The following is a 19,162-nucleotide window of genomic DNA, read 5'->3' as shown; positions in this document are numbered from 1 at the left end:
CCTGGCACAGGCGGCATGGCGCGAATGATAGCAGTGCGCGGCCCGCGCGTTTCAGGACTTGTGCGGCGCAGCCGATGGCGACGGAACCGGCGGTGCATCGCGCAGCACCTCGCGCAACGCGGTGTCGAACGGCGTCGCATGATGAATGCCGACCGCGTGCAACTGCGCCGCGTCGAGATGGCAGTCGTACGGACGCGGCGTCGCATCGGCCGGCGTGTCGATCGGTGCGAGCGATGCGCGCAGGCCCAGCGCGTCGGCGATACGCTGCGCGATCTCGTACTTCGTCATCGCTTCGTCGCCCGACCAATGGCGGATGCCGAGGACCGACGCACCGGCCAGATGCCGATGCAGGAGATCGCGGATCACGGCCGCGACATCGGGCGTGTAGGTCGGATAGCGGATCGCCCATGCGTCCATCCCGACCGCGTCGGCGCCCGCGCGCGCGGACGCGACGATCGCCGGCACGAGGCTCGTCACCGCCGACTCGCTCCAGTCGGCGATCGGTCCGTACAGCAGCGGCAAGCGCAGCACGCACGACAGCGGCGACGCGGCGAGCAGCGCCGCTTCGCCTTCCAGTTTCGTGCGGCCGTAGACGTTCAGCGGATTCGGCGTCGCGTCCTCGCGATAAGGTGCCGCGCGCCCGTCGAAGACATAGTCGGTCGAGATGCCGAGCGTCCATGCGCCGTAGTGTGCAGCGAGCGCGCCGATGCGGGCCGGCGCGTCGACGTTGATGGCGCGCGCGCCGGCCGGGTCGCGCTCGCAGACGTCCGGGCGCCGCTCGGCCGCGCAGACCACGACCGCCGCCGGCCGATAGAGGTCGAATGCGCGTTCGAGCGCCGGCCGATCGAGTACGTCGAGTATCGCGATCTTGTCGGGCGGCAGCGCGAGCAGGCGTGCGCCGCGCGTATCGCGGTTGCGGATCGTGGCAATCGCCGCGAACGCCGGATCGCGCGCCAGCGACGCGACGACCGCGCGGCCGAGCAGGCCGGACGCGCCGATCACGAGAACGGTGGCGGGACGGGAAGACGGGGAAGTGACGGTCATGGGTGCAGTGCAGGCGCAGGCCGTGGCGGATTCCGGTCGCCCATCTTAGCGAAGCGCGGGCGTCCCATCAAAAAAGCCCGGCGCACGCGTCGCGCGCCGGGCTGCCGCATCCGCCGATGCGCCGCTTCGTCACTGCCGGTCGACCGAATACCGGCCGGGGCCCGTGAGCGCGAGCAGCAGGAACGCGCCGACGATGCTGATGTTCTTGTAGAAGTTGATCATCGCGAGGTACTGGTCCATCCCTTGCAGCGACCAGTAGCGATGGCCGATGAACGCGGTCGCGAGCGTATAGACGGCGAACGCGAGCGCGAGCGGACGCGTGTAGAACCCGATCGCGATCAGCACGCCGCCGACCAGCTCGACGCCCACCGCGATCGCCGCCGACAGCTCCGGCGACGGCGAACCGGTCGACGCCATATAGGCGACGGTGCCCGCAAAGCCGGTCAGCTTTTGCCAGCCGAACAGCACGAACAGGATCATCAACAGTACGCGAGCGGCCAGCAGCAGCTCGTCCTTCTTCGATTCCAGCGACAGGTAACGCATGGCAGTCATCCTTCAATTGACGTTCGTTGCATCCGCAGCGAGCGGCCGCCATACAGGGCGGCGACGTCGACGACGGACCCTTTCCTCGCACGATCGATCCGCGCGCCGGTCGGCGCGCGTCACGTAGAACCGCACCGGCCGCACCTTCACGGCGCGGCTTCGAAGCGGTTTCGGCGAAGCACGCGTGCAGTCTACTGTCCCGCCGAAATTCATCAATTGGCTTGATTCGGATTGGCTGTCACGATTTGGTGGACAATCGAACGGATTGCCGGCACGGAAAATGGAGACGCCGCACGACGCGGCACCCTGCGCTGCCCTCGCAGAACCGGCCTCACACGGCCACGCCCCAAGCTATCCACAGTTTTCGTGCATAACCCTGTGGACAACCTCGGTCCGAGCGGCACGCCGTCGGGCGCGCGTTGGTGCCGCTACCGAGTCAGTGCTGGACGCCCCAACGGCGCACGGTCACGCGCTCGAGCGTGTCGAACACGAGATGCTCGACGAGCAGCCCGATCACGATGACGGCCGCCAGGCCGGCGAACACGCGGTCCGTATAGAGCTCGTTGCGGTTCTGAAAGATGTACCAGCCGAGCCCGCCCTGCCCGGCGCTCGCGCCGAACACGAGTTCCGCGGCGATCAGCGTACGCCACGCGAACGCCCAGCCGACGCGCAGCCCGGACAGAATCGACGGCAGCGCGGCCGGCACGAGGATCAGCAGCACCTGCCGCAGGCCGGTGAGGCCGTAGTTGCGGCCCGCCATCTTCAGCGTCGCCGGCACGCCGACGAAGCCGGTATACATGTTCAGCGCGAGCGGCCACAGCACCGCATGCACGAGGACGAACAGCAGGCTGCCGGTGCCGAGCCCGAACCACAGCAACGCGATCGGCAGCAGCGCGATCGACGGCAACGGATTGAACATCGAGGTGAGCATCGTCAGCAGATCGCGGCCGAAGCGCGTCGACACCGCCACCGACGTCAGCACGAACGCGAGTAGCACGCCGAGCGCATAGCCGCGCAGCAGCACCGACATCGAGATGCCGGTCTTCACGAGCAGCTCGCCCGACACGATGCCGTCGACGAACGCGGCCAGCGTCGCGCTGAAGGTCGGCACGAGCAGATCGTTCGCGACGAAGCGCGCGACGAGCTCCCATGCGGCGATCAGCACGAACGCGATCGCCGCGCGGCGAAACCACGCCGCGTCGGCGACACGCCGCACCAACGGCAACGGCGCCGCGCGCTCGGCGTCGCGCGGCGGTTCGAGCTCGCGCTCGTATTCCGCGCGCACGGGCGGCAGGACGGGATCGAACGGTCGCATCAGGCGGCCTCCTCCGTCTGCGGTGTATCGGTGTCGAACAGCAGCCGATGAATGCGCGCGACGCTCGCGCGGAAATCGCCGCTGCCGGCGCTGTCGAGCCCATACGCATGACTGTTGAGCTCCGCGCGCACGCGGCCCGGATGCGGCGACAGCAGCAGGATGCGGTTGCCGACGACGAGCGCTTCTTCGATCGAGTGCGTGACGAACAGCAGCGTGAAGCGCGCGTCGTCCCACAGCCGCAGTAACTCTTCCTGCATCTTGCGGCGCGTCAGCGCATCGAGCGCGGCGAACGGCTCGTCCATCAGCAGCACGCGCGGCTGCATCGCAAGCGCGCGCGCAATGGCGACGCGCTGCTTCATGCCGCCCGACAACGTATGCGGATACGCATCGGCGAACGTGCTGAGCCCGACCTTGTCGAGATAGTGCAGCGCACGTTCGCGCGCCTCCGCACGCGTCAGCTTCGCGGCGACGCGCAGCGGAAACGCGACGTTTTCCACGACGGTCTTCCACGGCGGCAGCTGATCGAACTCCTGGAACACGACCACGCGATCCGGGCCCGGCCCGTGCACCGGCGCGCCGTCGAGCGAGATCGTGCCGGCGACCGGTTCGACGAAGCCGGCGATCGCCTTCAGCAGCGTCGATTTCCCGCAGCCGGACGGGCCGAGCAGCACGAAACGATCGCCGCCGTACACGTCGAAGCTGACCTGCTGCGTCGCACGCACGATGCGCGTGCCGGTGCGGTACTCGAGCGTCACGCGGTCGACCGCGAGCAGACGTGCGCTATGCGCGGCGGACGGTGCGGCCTGCGGCGCCGCGCGATGGGCGTCACGCGACGCGGACGCAGCCGTGCCCGTGTCGGACGACGCGCGATCGCGCGCCGCGAACGGCGGCAGCCAGGTGCGGGAAGAAGGGGCGTTCACGATCGAAGCTCTCGCGGAAAAAACGTCGATAACGCATCACGATACGGCTGCCCGATGCGCGCACCAACCAACGATTGCGCATAACCTAATCCGGGCGATGCATAAGCGTGCATGCCGCCGCTGCAGCAGCGGCGACGCGTGCCTCGGCGCACTCAACTGCCGCCGGCCGTCGCCGGATCGTCGAAGAAATAGTCGCGCCACGAGGTCGGCTCGTGGCGAATCGCGCCCGTGCGATACATGAACTGCGCGAGCCGCAGCGTGTTCTCCGGCGCGATCTTGAACTGCACCTGCGGATTGCGCAGGATCTTCAGCAGCAACGCGCGATCGATCTTCGACCCGTTCGCACGAATGTAGACGTCCGCCGCGCGCTCGGGGTCCGCCGCGATCTGCTGCGCGGCATCCGCGAGCGCGGCGACGAACGCGCGGTACGTTTTCGGGTTGTCGCGGCGAAACGCCTCGGTCGCGTACAGCACGGTCGCAGAGCTCGGACCGCCGAGCACGTCGTACGAATTCAGCACGACATGCGCGTTCGGATTGCCGGCCAGTTCCTGCTCCTGAAACGGCGGATTGCCGAAGTGGCCCGTGATCACGTTGCTGTTCGCGACGATCGCCGCCGTCGCATCCGGGTGCGGAATCGCCTGCGTCAGCGCGTCGAGCCGGTCGAACTGACGGTCGCCCCATTGCTTGGCGGCCGCATACTGCAGCACGCGCGACTGCACGGGGACGCCGACGGCTGGCACCGCGATCCGGTCTTTCGCGCTCAGGTCCGCGATCGTCCTGACGTTCGGATTGGTGCTGACGAGGTAGTACGGAAAATTGCCGAGCGACGCGACGCCCTTTACGTTCTGCCGGCCGCGCGTGCGGTCCCACACGGTCAGCAGTGGGCCGACACCCGCGCCGGCGATGTCGACCGCCCCGGACAGCAGCGCATCGTTGACGGCCGCGCCGCCCGACAACCGCACCCAGTCGACCTTGATGTCGAGCCCCGCCTTGCGCCCTTCCTTCTCGATCAGTTGCTGGTCGCGCGCGACGTTCAGCATCAGATAGACGACGCCGAACTGCTCGGCGATGCGAATCCGGCCTTCGGCATGCGCGGCCTGCGGCGCGGCCACACCCGCGAATGCGAACGCGGCGGCCAGCGTCGCGGCGAGCGCGCGACGCGGGCGCGATGCAGCGCCGCTCAGCGCGGACAGAAAGGAAAACGACATCGGACCTCCGGTCGAAAATGAATGGCGGAAACGGGTGCGGCGCGGCGTGCGATCAGAACGGTTCGTCGCCTTCGATCGTCGTGCGGTACAGCTTGCGGCGCAGATGGTCGGACGTGCCGGCCGCCAGATGCAGCAGCGACCGGTTGTCCCAGAACACGAGGTCGTGGTCGCGCCAGCGATGCCGATACTGATGCTCGGCGCGCACGCTGTGCGCGAACAATTCGTCGAGCAGCGCACGGCTTTCGTCGTCGGGCAGCCCGACGATGCGCGTCGTGAAATGCTCGCTGACGAACAGCGCGCGGCGGCCCGTCTCCGGATGCGTGCGCACGACCGGATGCACGACCGGCTCGACCTGCGCGATCTGCTCGGCGGACAGGTTCGGCCGCCACGGGCTGCGCGCCTGCAGCTCCGCATAGCGCGCGAGATAGGTGTGCTCCGCGCGGCGCCCTTGGACGGCGCGCCGCAGTGCCTCCGGCAGCGTGTCCCACGCGAGGTGCATGTTCGCGAACAACGTATCGCCGCCTTCGGCCGGCAGTTCCTGCGCGTGCAGCAGCGAGCCGAGGCTCGGGCGGCGCTTGTACGACAGGTCGGAATGCCAGAAGTAGCCGGCGTCGCCAAGGCCGATCGGCTTGCCGTTCTCGACGATGTTCGACACGATCAGCACTTCCGGATGGCCGGGCAGCGCGAACTGATGCAGCACGTGGGTCTGCAGCGGGCCGAAGCGGCGGCTGAATGCGACGTGTTCGTCCGGCGTGATGCGCTGGTCGCGAAACACGAGCACATGATGGTCGAGATGGGCGCGCCGGATCCGCGCGAACGCGTCGGCGTCGAGCGGCTGCGACAGGTCGATGCCGACGACTTCGGCACCGAGCGGCGCATCGAACGGCACGATCTCGAACCGCTGCGGCGCGGCCGACGCGGGCGACACGGGCGGTCGCACGACGGCATCCGGTGCCGCGTCGCGGGTGGCAGTGGTCGTCACGGTGCAGCCCTCCGATTCGGTCAAAAACGCGAATCTACGAGCGCCGCAACGCAAGCGTCAACGAAGCGATTTCGATACGTTTATCTGCTTTGACGATAAAGACCGACGCTCGGGCGTCGGCCTGCCATCGTTCGCCGTCAATCCACGGGCGACGGCGACGCCGCCACGCCCGGCGCGCGGCATTGCGCGAGCCCGTCGTGCAGCGCGGTCACGGTGTCGGCGTCGAGAATGCCGATGAATACCATCGCGCAGCGCCGGTCGGCTTCGGCTTGCGCTTCGTGCGGCGTGAAGCGCACGCGCCGTGCCGCGACCTGACATACGCGCAGCGCGACGTCGTCGCCGTCCGCGACGCGCACGATGCCTTTCGCGCGCAGGATCGTGCGCGGCAGCGCCTTCAGCCACGCGCGCACCCGCGCCTTGTCGAGCACCTGTGGCGGCACGACCGTCACGCTCGCGAGCGCCGGCATCGCGTCGCTGCCGAGCGGCCGGTGCCCACGCGCGATACGCAGCGTCGCGCGCCGATCGGGCACCGCGGCATCGAACAGCAGCGCGAGCGGAATCGCGCCGTGCGACGCGGCAACGACGATGTCGGTCGATGCGCACGCACGCACACGCGCGAGCGCCGCGTCGCGCTGCGGCGGCGCAAGCAGGTCGAGCTTCGTGACGACGAGCGCGCTCGCGCCGTCGAGCTGCCGTTGCGCGATCGCGCCGACGTGCGGATCGGCGAGCGTATCGTCGAGCGCCAGCGCGTCGGCGACGACGAGCACCGACGTCAGTCGGAACGCGCCGTTGAGCATGCCGATCTGCGCGATCTTCGCGGGATCGGCGACGCCGCTGGCTTCGACGAGCAGCAGTTCGGGACGCGCATCGCGCGCGGCGACGCGCGTGAGCGCATCGACGAGCGCGCCGCCGATCGTGCAGCAAATGCAGCCGTTGTCGAGTTCGATCACGTCGTCGCCGCGCGCACGCACGAGCCGCGCGTCGATGTTGACGGCACCGAAGTCGTTGACGAGCACCGCGATGCGGCGCCCGTGCGGCGCCTGCAGGATCGCGTTCACGACGGTCGTCTTGCCCGCGCCGAGATAGCCGCCGACGACCGCGAGATCGATCGGCGCGGCGGCCGCGTTCATTGCGGTGCGCGGAACACGCGTCCGCCCAGCACGGTGCCCCACACACGCACGTCCTTGAGCCGCGCCGGCGCAACGCGCGACGGATCGTCGTCGAGCACGGCGAAATCCGCGAATTTGCCGACCTCGATGCTGCCAACGAGATGATCCATCTTCAGCGTATATGCGGCACCGAGCGTGATCGCGCGAAGCGCGTCGTCGACCGAGATTCGCTCGTGCTCGCCGAGCACGCGCCCCGACGCGGTTTCGCGCTGCACCGCGCACCATGCGGTAAACAGCGGATTCAGCGGCGTGATCGGCGCATCCGAATGCAGCGCGTACGGAATGCCGAGCCGCTGCGCGGAGCCGGCCGCGTCCATCCGGTTCGCACGGTCGGGGCCGATCGTCTGCGCGTAATGCGCGTCGCCCCAGTAGTACAGATGGTTCGCGAAGAAGTTCACGCACATCCCGAGCGCGCGGATGCGCGCGAGCTGCGCGGCGTCCGCCATCTGGCAGTGCTGCAGCGTGTGGCGATGATCGGGGCGCGGATCGCGCGCGAGCAGCGTCGTCATCGCGTCGAGCACGACCTCGGTCGCCTCGTCGCCGTTCGTATGGATATGCAGCTGCAGTCCCGCGCGGTGAAACGGCGCGAACACGTCGACGAGCTGCGCGGGCGGAATCAGCCACAGCCCGTTCGGCTGGCCGCCCGCGTAGCCGGGCCAGCGCACGCGCGCCGTGAAGCCCTGGATCGAGCCGTCGACGATGAACTTCACCGCGCCGAAGCGCAGCTTGTCGGTATTGCGCGCCACTTCGGCAAGCACGCTGTCGGCCGAGCGCGCGGGGCTGCGCTGCGGCGCGAACGCCGGCACGATGCGCACCGGATAATCGACGTCGCCCGTCACGTCGCGCAGCGTGCGATTGCCTGCCGGCGAAAGATCGTTCACGAGGTCGGTCGCCGTCGTCACGCCCGCGAGCTGCGCGACACGACCGAAATTGCGGATCGCATGCGGCTGCTCGCCGGCCGAAATCGCGAGCTTGCTGCCGATCGCCTGATAGACCGGGAACATCGCCGCGAACTCCTGCAATTCGCCGGTTGGACGCCCGTCGGCGTCGCGCGAGATGCCGTCGATGTCGGTGTCCTCGTCGATGCCTGCCTGCGCGAGCATCGCGCCGTTCACGTTCATCAGGTGCACGCTCGCATGCAGGATCACGATCGGCCGGCGCGCGGATACGCGATCGAGCTCGCGCACCGTCAGCCGCGACGTGCCGAAGAAGATCGGATCGAAGCCCCAGGCGAGCAGCGGCCCGTCGTCGGTCATCGCGCGCTCGGCCTGTGCGAGCCGGTCGAGCACCGCGTCGAGCGAGCGCAGGCCCGGCCATGACGTGCCGTCCGGCCCGCGGCGATCGTAGTAGCCGACGTACACGGCATCCCACATCGCGCCTTCCATCAGATGGCAATGCCCTTCGACGAAACCCGGCATCAGCACCCGGTCGCGCAGCGTGTCGTCGGTCGCGCATGCGCCGAAGCGCGTGTGCCACGCGGCCGCGTCGTCGGCGTCGCCGACCGCGAGAATGCGGCCGTCGCGCACCGCGACGTGCGTGGCCGCCGGCTGCGCCGGATTCATCGTCAGGATGCGGCGCGCGGCGAAGATCGTCACGCGCGCGTCGGGGCTCGCGAGGGCTTGCATCGATGGTTTTCCTCCATGAGACGCGCGACACGCGCGTCAGGACACCGCATAGTGCTTGACCGGTCGCCCGCGCAGCGTCGCGTGCACGGCCGCGACGACCAGCATGTTGATGACGAGGCACACCAGGCCGAGATTGATGCCGCCGAAATCGACGTGCAACAGGTAAAACAGCATCGCGAGCGCCTGCCCGCACAGCATGCCCGACGCCACGGCGACGGGCCGCACGCGACGCCCGGCGAGCAGGATCAGCACGCCGGGCAGAAACTGCGCGATGCCGTAGAACGTCGTGTTGATCAGCGTGAGCATCAGGTTCGGCGTCAGCATTGTCGTCGCGATCGACAGCAGCAGATAGCCGACGATCACGTATTTCGCCGCGCGCTTCTGGCGCGTCTCGGGCAGATTCGGCATCAGGTTGCGCGTGACGATCGGCCCGATCGCGAGACAGATGCCGGCGAGCACGAGCAGCCCCGACAGCGCGGCACCGGCCGCGACGAGCCCGATCAGCCAGCCCGGCAGCAGATGGACGACGGCCGCGAAGAATGCATCGTTCGGCGACGCGAGCTTCAGGTTCGCACTGATCGCGTAATACGACGCGACGACGAGGAACGGATACATCAACATGTACAGCGGCATCGCGACCTGCGTGCGGCGAATCGTGTTCGGCCCGCGCGCCGTGAAAAAGCCCTGCACCGCGAACGGCATGATGTAGAAGCCGAGCGACTGATAGAGCATCGTGCCCATCGAGAAGCGCAGCTGCGGTGCGGTCATCGTGTTGCTCACGTGCCGGCTCGCGGCTTCGAACACGGGATGCACGCTGCCGACCTTCAATGCGACGGCCGTGCCCGTGACGACGATCGCGAGCAGCATCAGGATGTCCTTCAGGATCGCGATATACGCGGACGCGCGCACGCCCGACATCGCGATATACGTGAACGCGAGCGCTGCGCAGACGAGGATCAGATACAGCGGATCGACGTGCCAGCCGAGTCCTTTCAATGCGGCGGCGAGCCCCGAGCGCGCGGCTGCCGTAATGGCCTTTGAACAGATCGGCGAGCGTGATCGCATGATGCCGGCGCCCGGCTTCCCAGATCTTCGGGCCGATGAAATACCCGATCGGATAGGCGAGCAGGATATAACCGAGAAACCATGCGCCGTAGGTCGGCCCTTTCGCGTAGATCCCGCCGGGAAAGCCGACCATCGTGCCGATGCTGTAGATCTCGCCGGCGGTCAGGAAGAACAGCAGCGCCGTGCCGAACTGGCCGGACGCGACGAAGAAGTCATGCACGCTCTGCTTGCCGTGCCCGCGTCGCGAGCGGTAGGCCAGGTAAAGCGACAGCGCGATCAGCGCGGCGAAGACGACCGTGGACATGCGCACCTCGGCGAAAGGACGGGAACGAAGGGTTCGCCGGAAAGCGCAGGCGGCCGGCGGTCCGCGCGAACGAACCGGCTACGCGCCGGGCGTGTGGCGGTCGAACAGCATCCAGCACGCGAACAGGCAGCCGGACGTCAGCACGAACCACGCGAAGATCCACATGAACAGGAACGGCACGCCGAACACGTAGCGGTCCTGCGACGCGACCCACGGCAGCACGCCCATCACACCGAGATACGGAATACCGATGCCGATCAGATATCGGAGCATGCACGCCTCCTCGCTAACGGGTTCGTCGGGAACAGCGATGCGAGCGCGCGGCGGCACGTCGCGCGCAATCGTCGAACCCAGTATTCGAAGCCAAAATGCGCGGCGATAGTGCCAGACGCGGGGAATCGTTTGGGCCAGCGGGCGTGCAGGCGAACGCGAACGCGACGCGCGACGCACTGCGCCGCGCCGCACCGCACCGCACCGCGTCACGCGCGCGGACCGAGGCGTTCGGCGAGAAATCCAATGAACGTACGCAGCGTGACGAAGCCTTCGCGATGCTGCGGAAACACCGCGTTCAGCGTGATCGGTGCGGGCGCATACGCGTCGAGCACCGGCACGAGCGCGCCGCCGTCGAGCGCCGCGCCGACGATGAAGGACGGCAGCAGCGCGATGCCGAGCCCCGCGATCGCCGCATCGCGCACGACTTCGCCGTTGTTCGCGACGAGCGGCCCCTGCACGTCGAACGTGCGCGGCGCACCGTCGACGCGGAATTCCCAGCCGACGCGCCGCTCGCGCCCGTACAGCAGGCACGTGTGATGCGCGAGCTCGGCCGGCGTCGCCGGCGTGCCGTGCCGCTTCAGATAGGCGGGGCTCGCGCACGCGATCATCTTCCATGCGCCGAGCGCCCGCGCGATCAGCGTCGAATCCTCGAGCGCGCCGATCCGCAGCACCAGATCGAAGCCCTCGCCGATCACGTCGACGCGCCGATCGGTCAGATCGAGATTGAGCCGCACGGCCGGATGCGCGGACAGGAACTCGGCGATCAGCGGCGAGACGTGCGTGATCCCGAACGACAGCGGCGCGCTGATCTTCAGCGAACCGTGCAGTTCGGTGCTGCGCACCGACATCGCCTGCTCGGCATCGGCGACTTCCGCGAGGATCCGCTGCGCGCGCGCATAGAACTCCTGGCCCGATTCCGTCACGGCGAGATTGCGCGTGTTCCGGTGCAGCAGGCGCACGCCGAGCGACGCCTCGAGCGCCATCGTGCGCCGGCTGACGAACTGCTTCGACAGCATCAGTTGATCGGCCGCCGCGGTGAAACTGCCCGCATCGACGGTCGCGACGAAGATCCGGAGGTCGTTGAGTTCCATATTGTCCACTTGAATGTGACAGCGATTATCGCCTCAGCGATTTATTTGTCAAATCGATTGACCTACGATGGATGTCAACACAACGCGACTGCCCACTTCCGAGGCGACGCGTCACCAAGGACCCATCATGATCGACATCCGTGCAGCAAACCAACGCGGCCGTGCGGAGCACGGCTGGCTCAGCTCCCGTCACACGTTCTCGTTCGCGAACTACTTCGATCCGCAGCAGGTCGGCTTCTCCGATCTGCTGGTGATCAACGACGATCGCGTCGCGCCGGCGCGCGGCTTCGGCACGCACCCGCACCGCGACATGGAAATCCTGTCGTACGTGCTCGAAGGCGCGCTGGAGCACAAGGACTCGATGGGCACCGGCTCGGTGATCGTGCCGGGCGACGTGCAGCTGATGAGCGCCGGCACCGGCGTGCGCCACAGCGAGTTCAACCACTCGCCGGACGCGCCCGTCCACTTCCTGCAGATCTGGGTCGGACCGGCCGAGAAAGGCGCCGCGCCGCGCTATCAGCAGACGCACGTCGCGGCCGACGACAAGCGCGGCAAGCTCGCGCTCGTCGTGTCGCCGGACGGCGCCGCCGGTTCGCTGAAGATTCGCCAGGACACGCGGATCTACGCGGGTCTGTTCGACGGCGACGAACGCGCGACGCTCGAGCTCGCACCGGATCGCTTCGCCTACGTGCACGTCGCGCGCGGCAGCGTCACGGTCAACGGCGTGACGCTCGGCGAAGGCGATGGCGCACGGATTCGCGGCGAACAGGCGCTGACGTTCGCCGATGGCCACGATGCCGAAGTGCTGGTCTTCGACCTGCGTCCGATCGAAGTGACGGCCGAGTGGGCATGACGCCTGCTCGGACAACCGGGCCCCGCCGCGCGCGGGGCCTTTTTTAAGCGGAGATTCGCAACATGGCCAAGGTACTCGTTCTTTACTACTCGTCCTACGGACACGTCGAAACGATGGCGCAGCACGTCGCGGAAGGCGCGAAATCGGTGCCCGGCGTCGAAGTCACGCTCAAGCGCGTGCCGGAGACGATTCCCGCCGATCAGGCGAAGGCGATTGGCATCAAGGTCGATCAGGCCGCACCGGTCGCGACCGTGGACGAGCTCGCGAACTACGATGCGATCCTGTTCGGCACGCCGACGCGCTTCGGCAACATGGCCGGCCAGATGCGCACGTTCCTCGACCAGACGGGCGGCCTGTGGATGAAGGGCGCGCTGGTCGGCAAGATCGGCAGCGTGTTCGCGTCGACGGGCACGCAGCACGGCGGCCAGGAAACGACGATCACGTCGTTCCATACGACGCTGCTGCACCACGGGATGGTGATCGTCGGCGTGCCGTATGCTTGCAGCGGGCTCGTGAAGATGAACGAGATCACGGGCGGCACGCCGTACGGCGCGACGACGCTCGCGGGCGCGGACGGCAGCCGTCAGCCGAGCGCAAACGAGCTCGACATCGCGCGCTATCAGGGCAAGCACGTCGCGGAACTCGCGGTGAAACTCGCTTCGTAAGCCTGTCGTCAGGTCGCGCGCGTAGCGCGACCGTGTGCGTCGCGGGCGTGGTGCCGCGACGCCGCGTGCGGGCGGCGGGCGCCGTGCCGGCCGCCCGCGCGTCGCGCGTCCTGCGTCGTGCGCCGCCGGCGTTACTGCCCGGAAGCCGGCGCGGCCGGCGCCGCGTTGGCCGGCGCCTTCTGCACCGCGTTCTGCGGATAGTTGCTCTGATCGTTGGTCAGCCGATAGCCGCTGCCCGTGCCGATCGCCTTCAGGTCCTTCGCGTGCCGCTCGCGTGCCGCCTTGCGCGCCGCTTTCTTCTTCGCCTTGTCGAGCTGCTTCTGCGTCGGCGCGGATGCCGCCGTCGTGTCCTGCGCCCATGCCGCCGGCGCGGCGGTCAACAGCAGACCGAACGACGCCGTGACTGCCACTGCCACCGAAACCACGCGAGACTGCTTCATGCCGGATCTCCTTGTCGATTGTTGATGGTGAATCGAGCGGCGCCGGCGCGCTCGCGACGGATCTCGGTTGCGCACGACGGCGCCGATGCAACGTTAGCCGATCGCCGCGGAATTGTCCTTGTGCATTCGTGAATTCCGGCGATAACGGCCCGCATACGTGCCGGCCGCGATCGAGACACGCAACGCGGTCTTGCCGTACGACCGCAGCGCGCCGCTCAGAGCCAGCGCGACACGATCGGCAGCAGGATCGGCACGACGAACGCGGTCAGCACGCCATTGAGTCCCATCCCGAGCCCGGCGAACGCACCGGCTTCCTCGCTGACCTGAAACGCGCGCGCGGTACCGATGCCATGCGAGGCGACGCCGAGCGCGAAGCCGCGCACCGCAGGCTCGTCGATGCGCAGCGCGTTCAGGATGCTGCGCGCACAGACGGCGCCGAAGATGCCGGTCGAAATGACGAGCACGGCCGTCAGCGACGGAATGCCGCCAATCTCCGCGGCAACCGCCATCGCGATCGGCGTCGTCGCGGACTTCGGCGCGAGCGACGCAATCGTCTGATGAGACGCGCCGAGCAACGCGGCGATGCCGACCGCCGACACGATCGCCGTCAGCGAACCGGCGACGAGCCCGATCAGCAGCGGCACCGCCGCGCGGCGCAGCTTCGCCCATTGGCGATACAGCGGCAGTGCGAGCGCGACGGTCGCGGGGCCGAGCAGGAAGTGGACGAACTGCGCCCCTTCGAAATACGTCGGGTACGGCGTGCGCGTCAGCGTCAGCAGCGCGACGATCAGCGCGACCGCGATCAGCACCGGGTTCGCGAGCGGATTGAAGCGGGCGCGCGCATAGACGGCCTGCGCGACGAGATACGCGATCAGCGTGATCGTCAGGCCCAGCAGCGGACTCGCGGCGAGGTAGACCCAGATCGCGCCGAGTTTCGGGAAGGCCGTCATCGCGTGCCCTCCGCGGTGCCGGCCGCACGTTGCTGGCGCCGCAGCAACGCGCGCGTGACGAGTGCGGTAACCGCGATCGCGAGCGTCGTGCTGACGACGAGCGCGACGACGACCGCGACCGCGTCGCCGCGCACGCGGCCCGCCGACACCATGATCCCGACGCCGGCCGGCACGAACAGCAGCGACAGATGGCGCAGCAGTTCGAGCGCGGTCGGCTCGATCGCGTCGGCGACCTGCGGCCGCAGCATCGCGAAACCGAACAACAGCAGCATGCCGATCACCGGGCCGGGCACCGGCAAACCGAACAGATAGGACACGCCTTCCCCGAGACACTGGAAGGTCAGCAATACCGCGAAAGCCTGCAACATGAAGCAATTCTCCTGACGACGGCGCGCGCCGCGGCGGCCGGCACGCGCCGGCCGCTACCGGCCTCGGCGCGCGCGGTAAGCGCGATCGTACCAAGTTCGCGAAGCCTGCAGCGTCATTCGGCCGGCGTCAGTCCATGCTCGCGCGAAGCGGTGCAGGTAGCGGCACGAGTGCGCTTATGATCGTTTTGAGCCGCAGATCGTCGCAGGCATCGAATGTCGCGCGCACCGTGTCGAGGATCGCGCTCGGCGCTTCATCGGCGTGTGCGTCGGAACTCGGCTCCGTCTCGCCTCTTCGTCGGTGTAACCTGCACGCCGTGACGGGCTCGCCGCCCGTCGCGCCGCTCACGCCGGCCGGCGGCCCGCATAGGCGTCTTCGAGCAGCGCGCGCAGCGACGCGCGCTCGGGCGGACGCGGGTTCCAGTACGGGTTGCGCAACGCGAGATCGAGCACGCGTTCGATGTCGGCCTCGTCCATGCCGATGTCCTTCAGCGCGACCGGCACGCCGCTCGCACGCGCGAGATCGAAGACGCCGCGTGCCGCGTCGTCGGCGCCGAGCGCGGCGGCGATGCGGCGCATCGCGGCCGGCGCGGCGTCGCGGTTGTAAGCGAGCGCATGCGGCAGCACGATCGTATGGGTTTCCGCGTGCGGCAGGTTCAGCGTGCCGCCGAGCGTATGGCACAGCTTGTGATGCAGCGCCATCCCGACGCTGCCGAGCACGGCGCCGCACAGCCAGGCACCGTACAGACAGTCGGCGCGCGCGTCGGCGTCGTGCGCGTCGTGCACGATGCGCGGCAGGCCGCCGGCCAGTGCACGGATGCCTTGCTCCGCCATCAGGCTCACGACCGGGTTCGCGTCGGGCGCGTACAGCCCTTCGGCCGCGTGCGCGATCGCGTTGATCCCGCTCGTCACCGAGAGCGCCACCGGCAGCGACAGCGTCAGGTCCGGATCGTAGATCACCGCCTTCGGCAGCACGCGCAGGTCGCGGCCCGTCTTCTTCACGCCGCCTTCGGTGAGCCCGTAGATCGGCGTCATTTCGGAGCCGGCATAGGTCGTCGGCACCGCGACGATAGGCAGCCCCGAATCGAGCGCGATCGCCTTGCCGAGGCCCGTCGTCGAGCCGCCGCCGATCGCGATCGCGCAGTCCGCATCGACCTGCGCGGCGAATGCGCGGGCCGCGCGCGCCGTCTCGTTCGGCACGTGCATCACCGCTTCGGCAAACACGCCGGCGGCGCGCGCGCCAAGCCGATGCGCGAGCGCTTCGGCCTGCGCGCGCTGCGGCGGCGTCGACAGCACGATCGCGCGCGTCGCGCCAAGGCGCTCGATTTCCTGCGGCAACTGCGCGAGACTGCCCGCGCCGAATATGACGCGCGACGGCAGGCCGTTGTAGACGAACGAATGCATCGCGATGCGCTCCGTGTAAAGGTTCAACGCGGATAGTACGGCGGAATCTGCGCGTCGACGTCGAGCCGGAGCGATTTCGCATGCGCGTACTCGTGCATCGCGTCGTAGCCGCTTCTCGCGCCGGTCGTCCGCTCGGACCGACGCCGTCGAACCGCGAGCCGGCGCTGCCGCGCTTGTCGCAGTCGATCTGCACTGCGCCGCTTTTCAAATCGCGCGCGAAGTCCGGCGCCGAGCCTGCATGCGGTGCCGTCCGCGATCACGAGCGCCTCTTCGCCGGTGCGAAACGTCGTGACCGTCACGAACGGGCCGAGCACCGCGTCCTGCGCGACGCTTTCGGTTGGCCTGGCCTACACGCAAAAGCGGCGGGCATAGGCCCGCCGCGTCGATCTCCGCGCGCACCTTACGGCGCGCGCGAATGCGCCCTTACTTCAAACGCGTCGCGATTTCGTTCGCCATCGCCTTCAGCGCCGCCTGCGTAGGCGCATCGGTGGCCAATGCGTTGAGCAGCCCGAAATCGTGGATCGTGCCGTCGTAACGCGTCGTCGTCGCTTCGACGCCGGCCGCGTCGAGCTTGCGGCCGTATGCCTCGCCTTCGTCGCGCAGCACGTCGAACTGCGCGACCTGGATCAGCGCGGGCGGCAGCCCCTTCAGTTGCGCGACGCTCGCGCGCAGCGGCGACGCATAGATCTCGTTGCGCTGCGCGTCGTTCTTCGTGTACGCGTCCCAGAACCACTTCATCATCGGGCGCGTCAGGAAGTGGCCCTGCTGATACGCGCGATACGAACCCGTGTCGAAGTCGTGATCGGTGACGGGCCACAGCAAACCCTGGAAGCGAATCGCCGGGCCGCCCTTGTCCTTCGCCATCAGCGCGACGACCGCCGCCATGTTGCCGCCGACGCTATTGCCAACCACCGCGAGACGGCTGCCGTCGACGCCGATCTCGGCACCGTGCGCGGCCACCCACTTCGTCGCCGCATAGGCCTGATTGATCGCGACCGGGTAACGCGCTTCCGGCGACGGCGTGTAGTTGACGAACACGGCCACCGCACCCGATTGCACGACGAGGTCGCGCACGAGCCGCTCGTGCGTCGGGAAATCGCCGAGCACCCAGCCGCCGCCGTGGAAGAACATGAACACGGGCGGCGTGCCCGTCGCGTGTTGCGGACGCACGATCGTGATCGGCACGGACAGCCCGTCCTGCTCGATCGTGCGGTTCGACACGTCGATCCCCGACAGGTCGACCTTTACGCCGTTCTGTGCGTCGACGAGCACCTGCCGCGCCTTCGCGGGGCTCAGCGTTTCGAGGCCCGGGCCCTTCTGCGCGTTCAACGCGGCGAGAAACGCGCTCGTCGTCGCGTCGGGGCGCACGGTGTCGGGACCTGCCGCGAACGCGGCCGGAACGGCGGAAGACAATGCCGCGACGGCGGCGGCGATCAGCAGCGGCTTGACGATCTTCATGATGAGACTCCTGAATCGGGTAAGGGATGGCGATGAACGGATCGGTTGCGATGGACGGTCAGACGAGCGTCAGCGTGACGTCGATGTTGCCGCGCGTCGCATTCGAGTACGGGCAGACGACATGCGCGCGCTCGATCAGCGTCTGCGCGACCTCGCGCTCGAGGCCCGGCAGCGAGATCTTCAGTTCGACTTCGATACCGAAGCCGTTCGGGATCGCGCCGATGCCGACGCTGCCTTCGATCGACGCATCGGCGGGCATCGCGATCTTGTCGCGCGCCGCGACGAACTTCATCGCGCCGATGAAGCACGCGCTGTAGCCGGCCGCGAACAACTGCTCGGGATTCGCGCCTGCACCGCCCGCGCCGCCGAGTTCGCGCGGCGTCGTGAGCTTCAGATCCAGATTGCTTTCGGGCACCGTCGCACGGCCGTCGCGGCCGCCGGTGGCTTTGGCGTGAGCGCGGTACAGCACTTTTTCGATGGACATGACAGACTCCTTTTCAACGAGTGAGTGGAACAACCTTCCAACCGGGATCGCTCGCAGGCGGCATCGTCGTCGCCGGCTTCGCGTTTGTTTATCTACTCATAGATAGATAAACATCCCCAAAAAATGCAGACGCTCAGGCATCTGCGCAACTTAGTCTATCTACCAACAGATAGATAACCAAATCCAATAAAAGGGCGGCGAACCGCCCTCCTTCTTGCTCACGCGCCCCGTCGTCAGGCCCGCGTCTTCCAGACCGCCTCGACATCCTCGAGGCGCGCCCGTGTATGAAACAGCCGGCTCGCGAGCACGCTGCCCTGGAACGCCGCGTACAGCGCGCGCGCCGCCGCGTCGGGCTTGCCGCTGAAGCTCAGCGTGCCTTCCTTCGCGCCTTGCGCGAGCAGCTCTGCGAGCCAGCGCTCGTTCGCCTGGAAGAACGCCTGCACCGCCTGCCGCACGTTGTCGGGCAGCGACTCGATATCGGCCGCGAGCATGCCGCACAGGCAGATCCGGTCGCCGTCGCCGAGCGTGCGCCCGAACAGCTTCGTGTACAGGCTCAGCTTCACGTCGGCCGGCAACGACGGATCGATCGCGCGCATCGCGGCCAGCACTTCGTCGCTGTATGCCGCTACCGCTTCCAGCACGAGATCGTCCTTCGACGGGAAGTAGTAATGGATGCTCGACGTCTTCACGCCCACCAGATCGGACAGGTCGCGATAGCTGAAGCCGTTGTAGCCGCGCAGCATCATCAGCGTGATCGCGTGATCGAGAATCTGTTCGCGGACGGTCGGTTTCGTTTCCATGGATCGAACTTTATCTACTCATAGATAGAGAGTCAAGGATTTTTTTCGGCTCGACGAAAAAAAGATGGCGCCCGCCAGCAAGCCGCGATTCCGGCATGGTTTACAACCGCCCTGCAACGCAAGCGAAACGATGCGACACTCGCAGCCGGGCGTCGCGGCCGCGACGCGATCCGCGCTGCAACGGCCGCGCGCCGGTGCGGTCAC

The 19,162-nt window shown here is 68.1% G+C and carries 21 protein-coding genes and 1 pseudogene; 2 read left to right on the top strand and 20 right to left on the bottom strand.

The annotated features are described in order from the left end of the window. Positions 1 to 51: 51 nt before the first annotated feature. From ACSHSS_RS15280 to ACSHSS_RS15230, 11 genes and pseudogenes are all read right to left on the bottom strand, one after another. Positions 52 to 1,044 (bottom strand): dTDP-4-dehydrorhamnose reductase family protein, encoded by a 993-nt coding sequence (locus ACSHSS_RS15280; RefSeq protein ID WP_006416920.1) that lies wholly within the window; start codon positions 1,042 to 1,044, stop codon positions 52 to 54. Between the two features lie 129 nt (positions 1,045 to 1,173). Beyond that, complete coding sequence (locus tag ACSHSS_RS15275) at positions 1,174 to 1,587, bottom strand: DoxX family protein (protein WP_006416915.1); 414 nt, start codon at positions 1,585 to 1,587, stop codon at positions 1,174 to 1,176. 436 nt (positions 1,588 to 2,023) lie between these two features. Further along, positions 2,024 to 2,902, bottom strand: coding sequence for an ABC transporter permease (locus ACSHSS_RS15270; RefSeq protein ID WP_006416921.1), 879 nt, complete (start codon positions 2,900 to 2,902; stop codon positions 2,024 to 2,026). After that, positions 2,902 to 3,822 (bottom strand): ABC transporter ATP-binding protein, encoded by a 921-nt coding sequence (locus tag ACSHSS_RS15265; protein WP_006416902.1) that lies wholly within the window; start codon positions 3,820 to 3,822, stop codon positions 2,902 to 2,904. Before ACSHSS_RS15265 ends, ACSHSS_RS15270 begins: the two co-directional genes overlap by 1 nt. 152 nt (positions 3,823 to 3,974) lie before the next feature. Further along, positions 3,975 to 5,030 (bottom strand): ABC transporter substrate-binding protein, encoded by a 1,056-nt coding sequence (locus tag ACSHSS_RS15260; protein ID WP_048996524.1) that lies wholly within the window; start codon positions 5,028 to 5,030, stop codon positions 3,975 to 3,977. Positions 5,031 to 5,082: 52 nt separating this feature from the next. Next, positions 5,083 to 6,012, bottom strand: coding sequence for a TauD/TfdA dioxygenase family protein (locus ACSHSS_RS15255; protein WP_048996567.1), 930 nt, complete (start codon positions 6,010 to 6,012; stop codon positions 5,083 to 5,085). 137 nt (positions 6,013 to 6,149) lie between these two features. After that, positions 6,150 to 7,142 (bottom strand): CobW family GTP-binding protein, encoded by a 993-nt coding sequence (locus tag ACSHSS_RS15250; protein ID WP_006416896.1) that lies wholly within the window; start codon positions 7,140 to 7,142, stop codon positions 6,150 to 6,152. Continuing rightward, a complete protein-coding gene (locus tag ACSHSS_RS15245; protein ID WP_048996531.1) occupies positions 7,139 to 8,806 on the bottom strand; it encodes an amidohydrolase in 1,668 nt (555 codons plus the stop codon). Before ACSHSS_RS15245 ends, ACSHSS_RS15250 begins: the two co-directional genes overlap by 4 nt. Before the next feature lie 36 nt (positions 8,807 to 8,842). After that, positions 8,843 to 10,175, bottom strand: a pseudogene (locus tag ACSHSS_RS15240) (sodium:solute symporter family protein). A gap of 78 nt (positions 10,176 to 10,253) precedes the next feature. Further along, entirely contained in the window at positions 10,254 to 10,448 is a 195-nt protein-coding gene (locus ACSHSS_RS15235; RefSeq protein WP_006416922.1) for a DUF3311 domain-containing protein, read from the bottom strand. Between the two features lie 206 nt (positions 10,449 to 10,654). After that, positions 10,655 to 11,539, bottom strand: a complete 885-nt coding sequence (locus tag ACSHSS_RS15230; RefSeq protein WP_006416914.1) for a LysR family transcriptional regulator — start codon at positions 11,537 to 11,539, stop codon at positions 10,655 to 10,657. Positions 11,540 to 11,666: 127 nt separating this feature from the next. Here ACSHSS_RS15230 and ACSHSS_RS15225 point away from each other — a divergent pair, with 127 nt between their 5' ends. Both ACSHSS_RS15225 and wrbA read left to right on the top strand, forming a co-directional pair. After that, the gene (locus ACSHSS_RS15225; RefSeq protein WP_006405401.1) at positions 11,667 to 12,392 is read left to right on the top strand and encodes a pirin family protein; all 726 of its coding nucleotides are present in this window, start codon (positions 11,667 to 11,669) and stop codon (positions 12,390 to 12,392) included. Between the two features lie 62 nt (positions 12,393 to 12,454). Then, complete coding sequence (gene wrbA, locus ACSHSS_RS15220) at positions 12,455 to 13,057, top strand: NAD(P)H:quinone oxidoreductase (protein ID WP_006416907.1); 603 nt, start codon at positions 12,455 to 12,457, stop codon at positions 13,055 to 13,057. A gap of 131 nt (positions 13,058 to 13,188) precedes the next feature. Here the strand turns inward: wrbA and ACSHSS_RS15215 are convergent, their stop codons facing one another. The 9 genes from ACSHSS_RS15215 to ACSHSS_RS15175 form a co-directional block, all read right to left on the bottom strand. Next, positions 13,189 to 13,497, bottom strand: coding sequence for a hypothetical protein (locus ACSHSS_RS15215; RefSeq protein WP_006399218.1), 309 nt, complete (start codon positions 13,495 to 13,497; stop codon positions 13,189 to 13,191). Positions 13,498 to 13,712: 215 nt separating this feature from the next. Then, positions 13,713 to 14,447 carry an LrgB family protein gene (locus tag ACSHSS_RS15210; protein ID WP_006415993.1) on the bottom strand — a complete coding sequence of 245 codons (735 nt, stop codon included), beginning with the start codon at positions 14,445 to 14,447 and terminating at the stop codon, positions 13,713 to 13,715. Continuing rightward, positions 14,444 to 14,815, bottom strand: coding sequence for a CidA/LrgA family protein (locus tag ACSHSS_RS15205; protein ID WP_006399220.1), 372 nt, complete (start codon positions 14,813 to 14,815; stop codon positions 14,444 to 14,446). Before ACSHSS_RS15205 ends, ACSHSS_RS15210 begins: the two co-directional genes overlap by 4 nt. 342 nt (positions 14,816 to 15,157) lie before the next feature. Then, positions 15,158 to 16,216 carry a maleylacetate reductase gene (locus ACSHSS_RS15200; RefSeq protein ID WP_006416011.1) on the bottom strand — a complete coding sequence of 353 codons (1,059 nt, stop codon included), beginning with the start codon at positions 16,214 to 16,216 and terminating at the stop codon, positions 15,158 to 15,160. Between the two features lie 23 nt (positions 16,217 to 16,239). Beyond that, positions 16,240 to 16,476 (bottom strand): hypothetical protein, encoded by a 237-nt coding sequence (locus ACSHSS_RS15195; RefSeq protein ID WP_244142377.1) that lies wholly within the window; start codon positions 16,474 to 16,476, stop codon positions 16,240 to 16,242. A gap of 163 nt (positions 16,477 to 16,639) precedes the next feature. Further along, positions 16,640 to 17,674, bottom strand: coding sequence for an alpha/beta hydrolase (locus tag ACSHSS_RS15190; protein WP_006416006.1), 1,035 nt, complete (start codon positions 17,672 to 17,674; stop codon positions 16,640 to 16,642). 58 nt (positions 17,675 to 17,732) lie between these two features. Further along, complete coding sequence (locus ACSHSS_RS15185; RefSeq protein ID WP_006399225.1) at positions 17,733 to 18,158, bottom strand: organic hydroperoxide resistance protein; 426 nt, start codon at positions 18,156 to 18,158, stop codon at positions 17,733 to 17,735. A gap of 233 nt (positions 18,159 to 18,391) precedes the next feature. After that, complete coding sequence (locus ACSHSS_RS15180) at positions 18,392 to 18,958, bottom strand: TetR/AcrR family transcriptional regulator (protein ID WP_006399226.1); 567 nt, start codon at positions 18,956 to 18,958, stop codon at positions 18,392 to 18,394. 18 nt (positions 18,959 to 18,976) lie between these two features. After that, positions 18,977 to 19,162 (bottom strand): hypothetical protein (locus ACSHSS_RS15175; protein WP_445545192.1); only part of this gene is annotated, 186 nt, incomplete at its 5' end.

This window comes from Burkholderia sp. BC1, assembly GCF_052683555.1.
The sequence above is the reverse complement of the archived record's forward strand: the minus strand, read 5'-3'. Positions and strand labels throughout refer to the sequence as shown.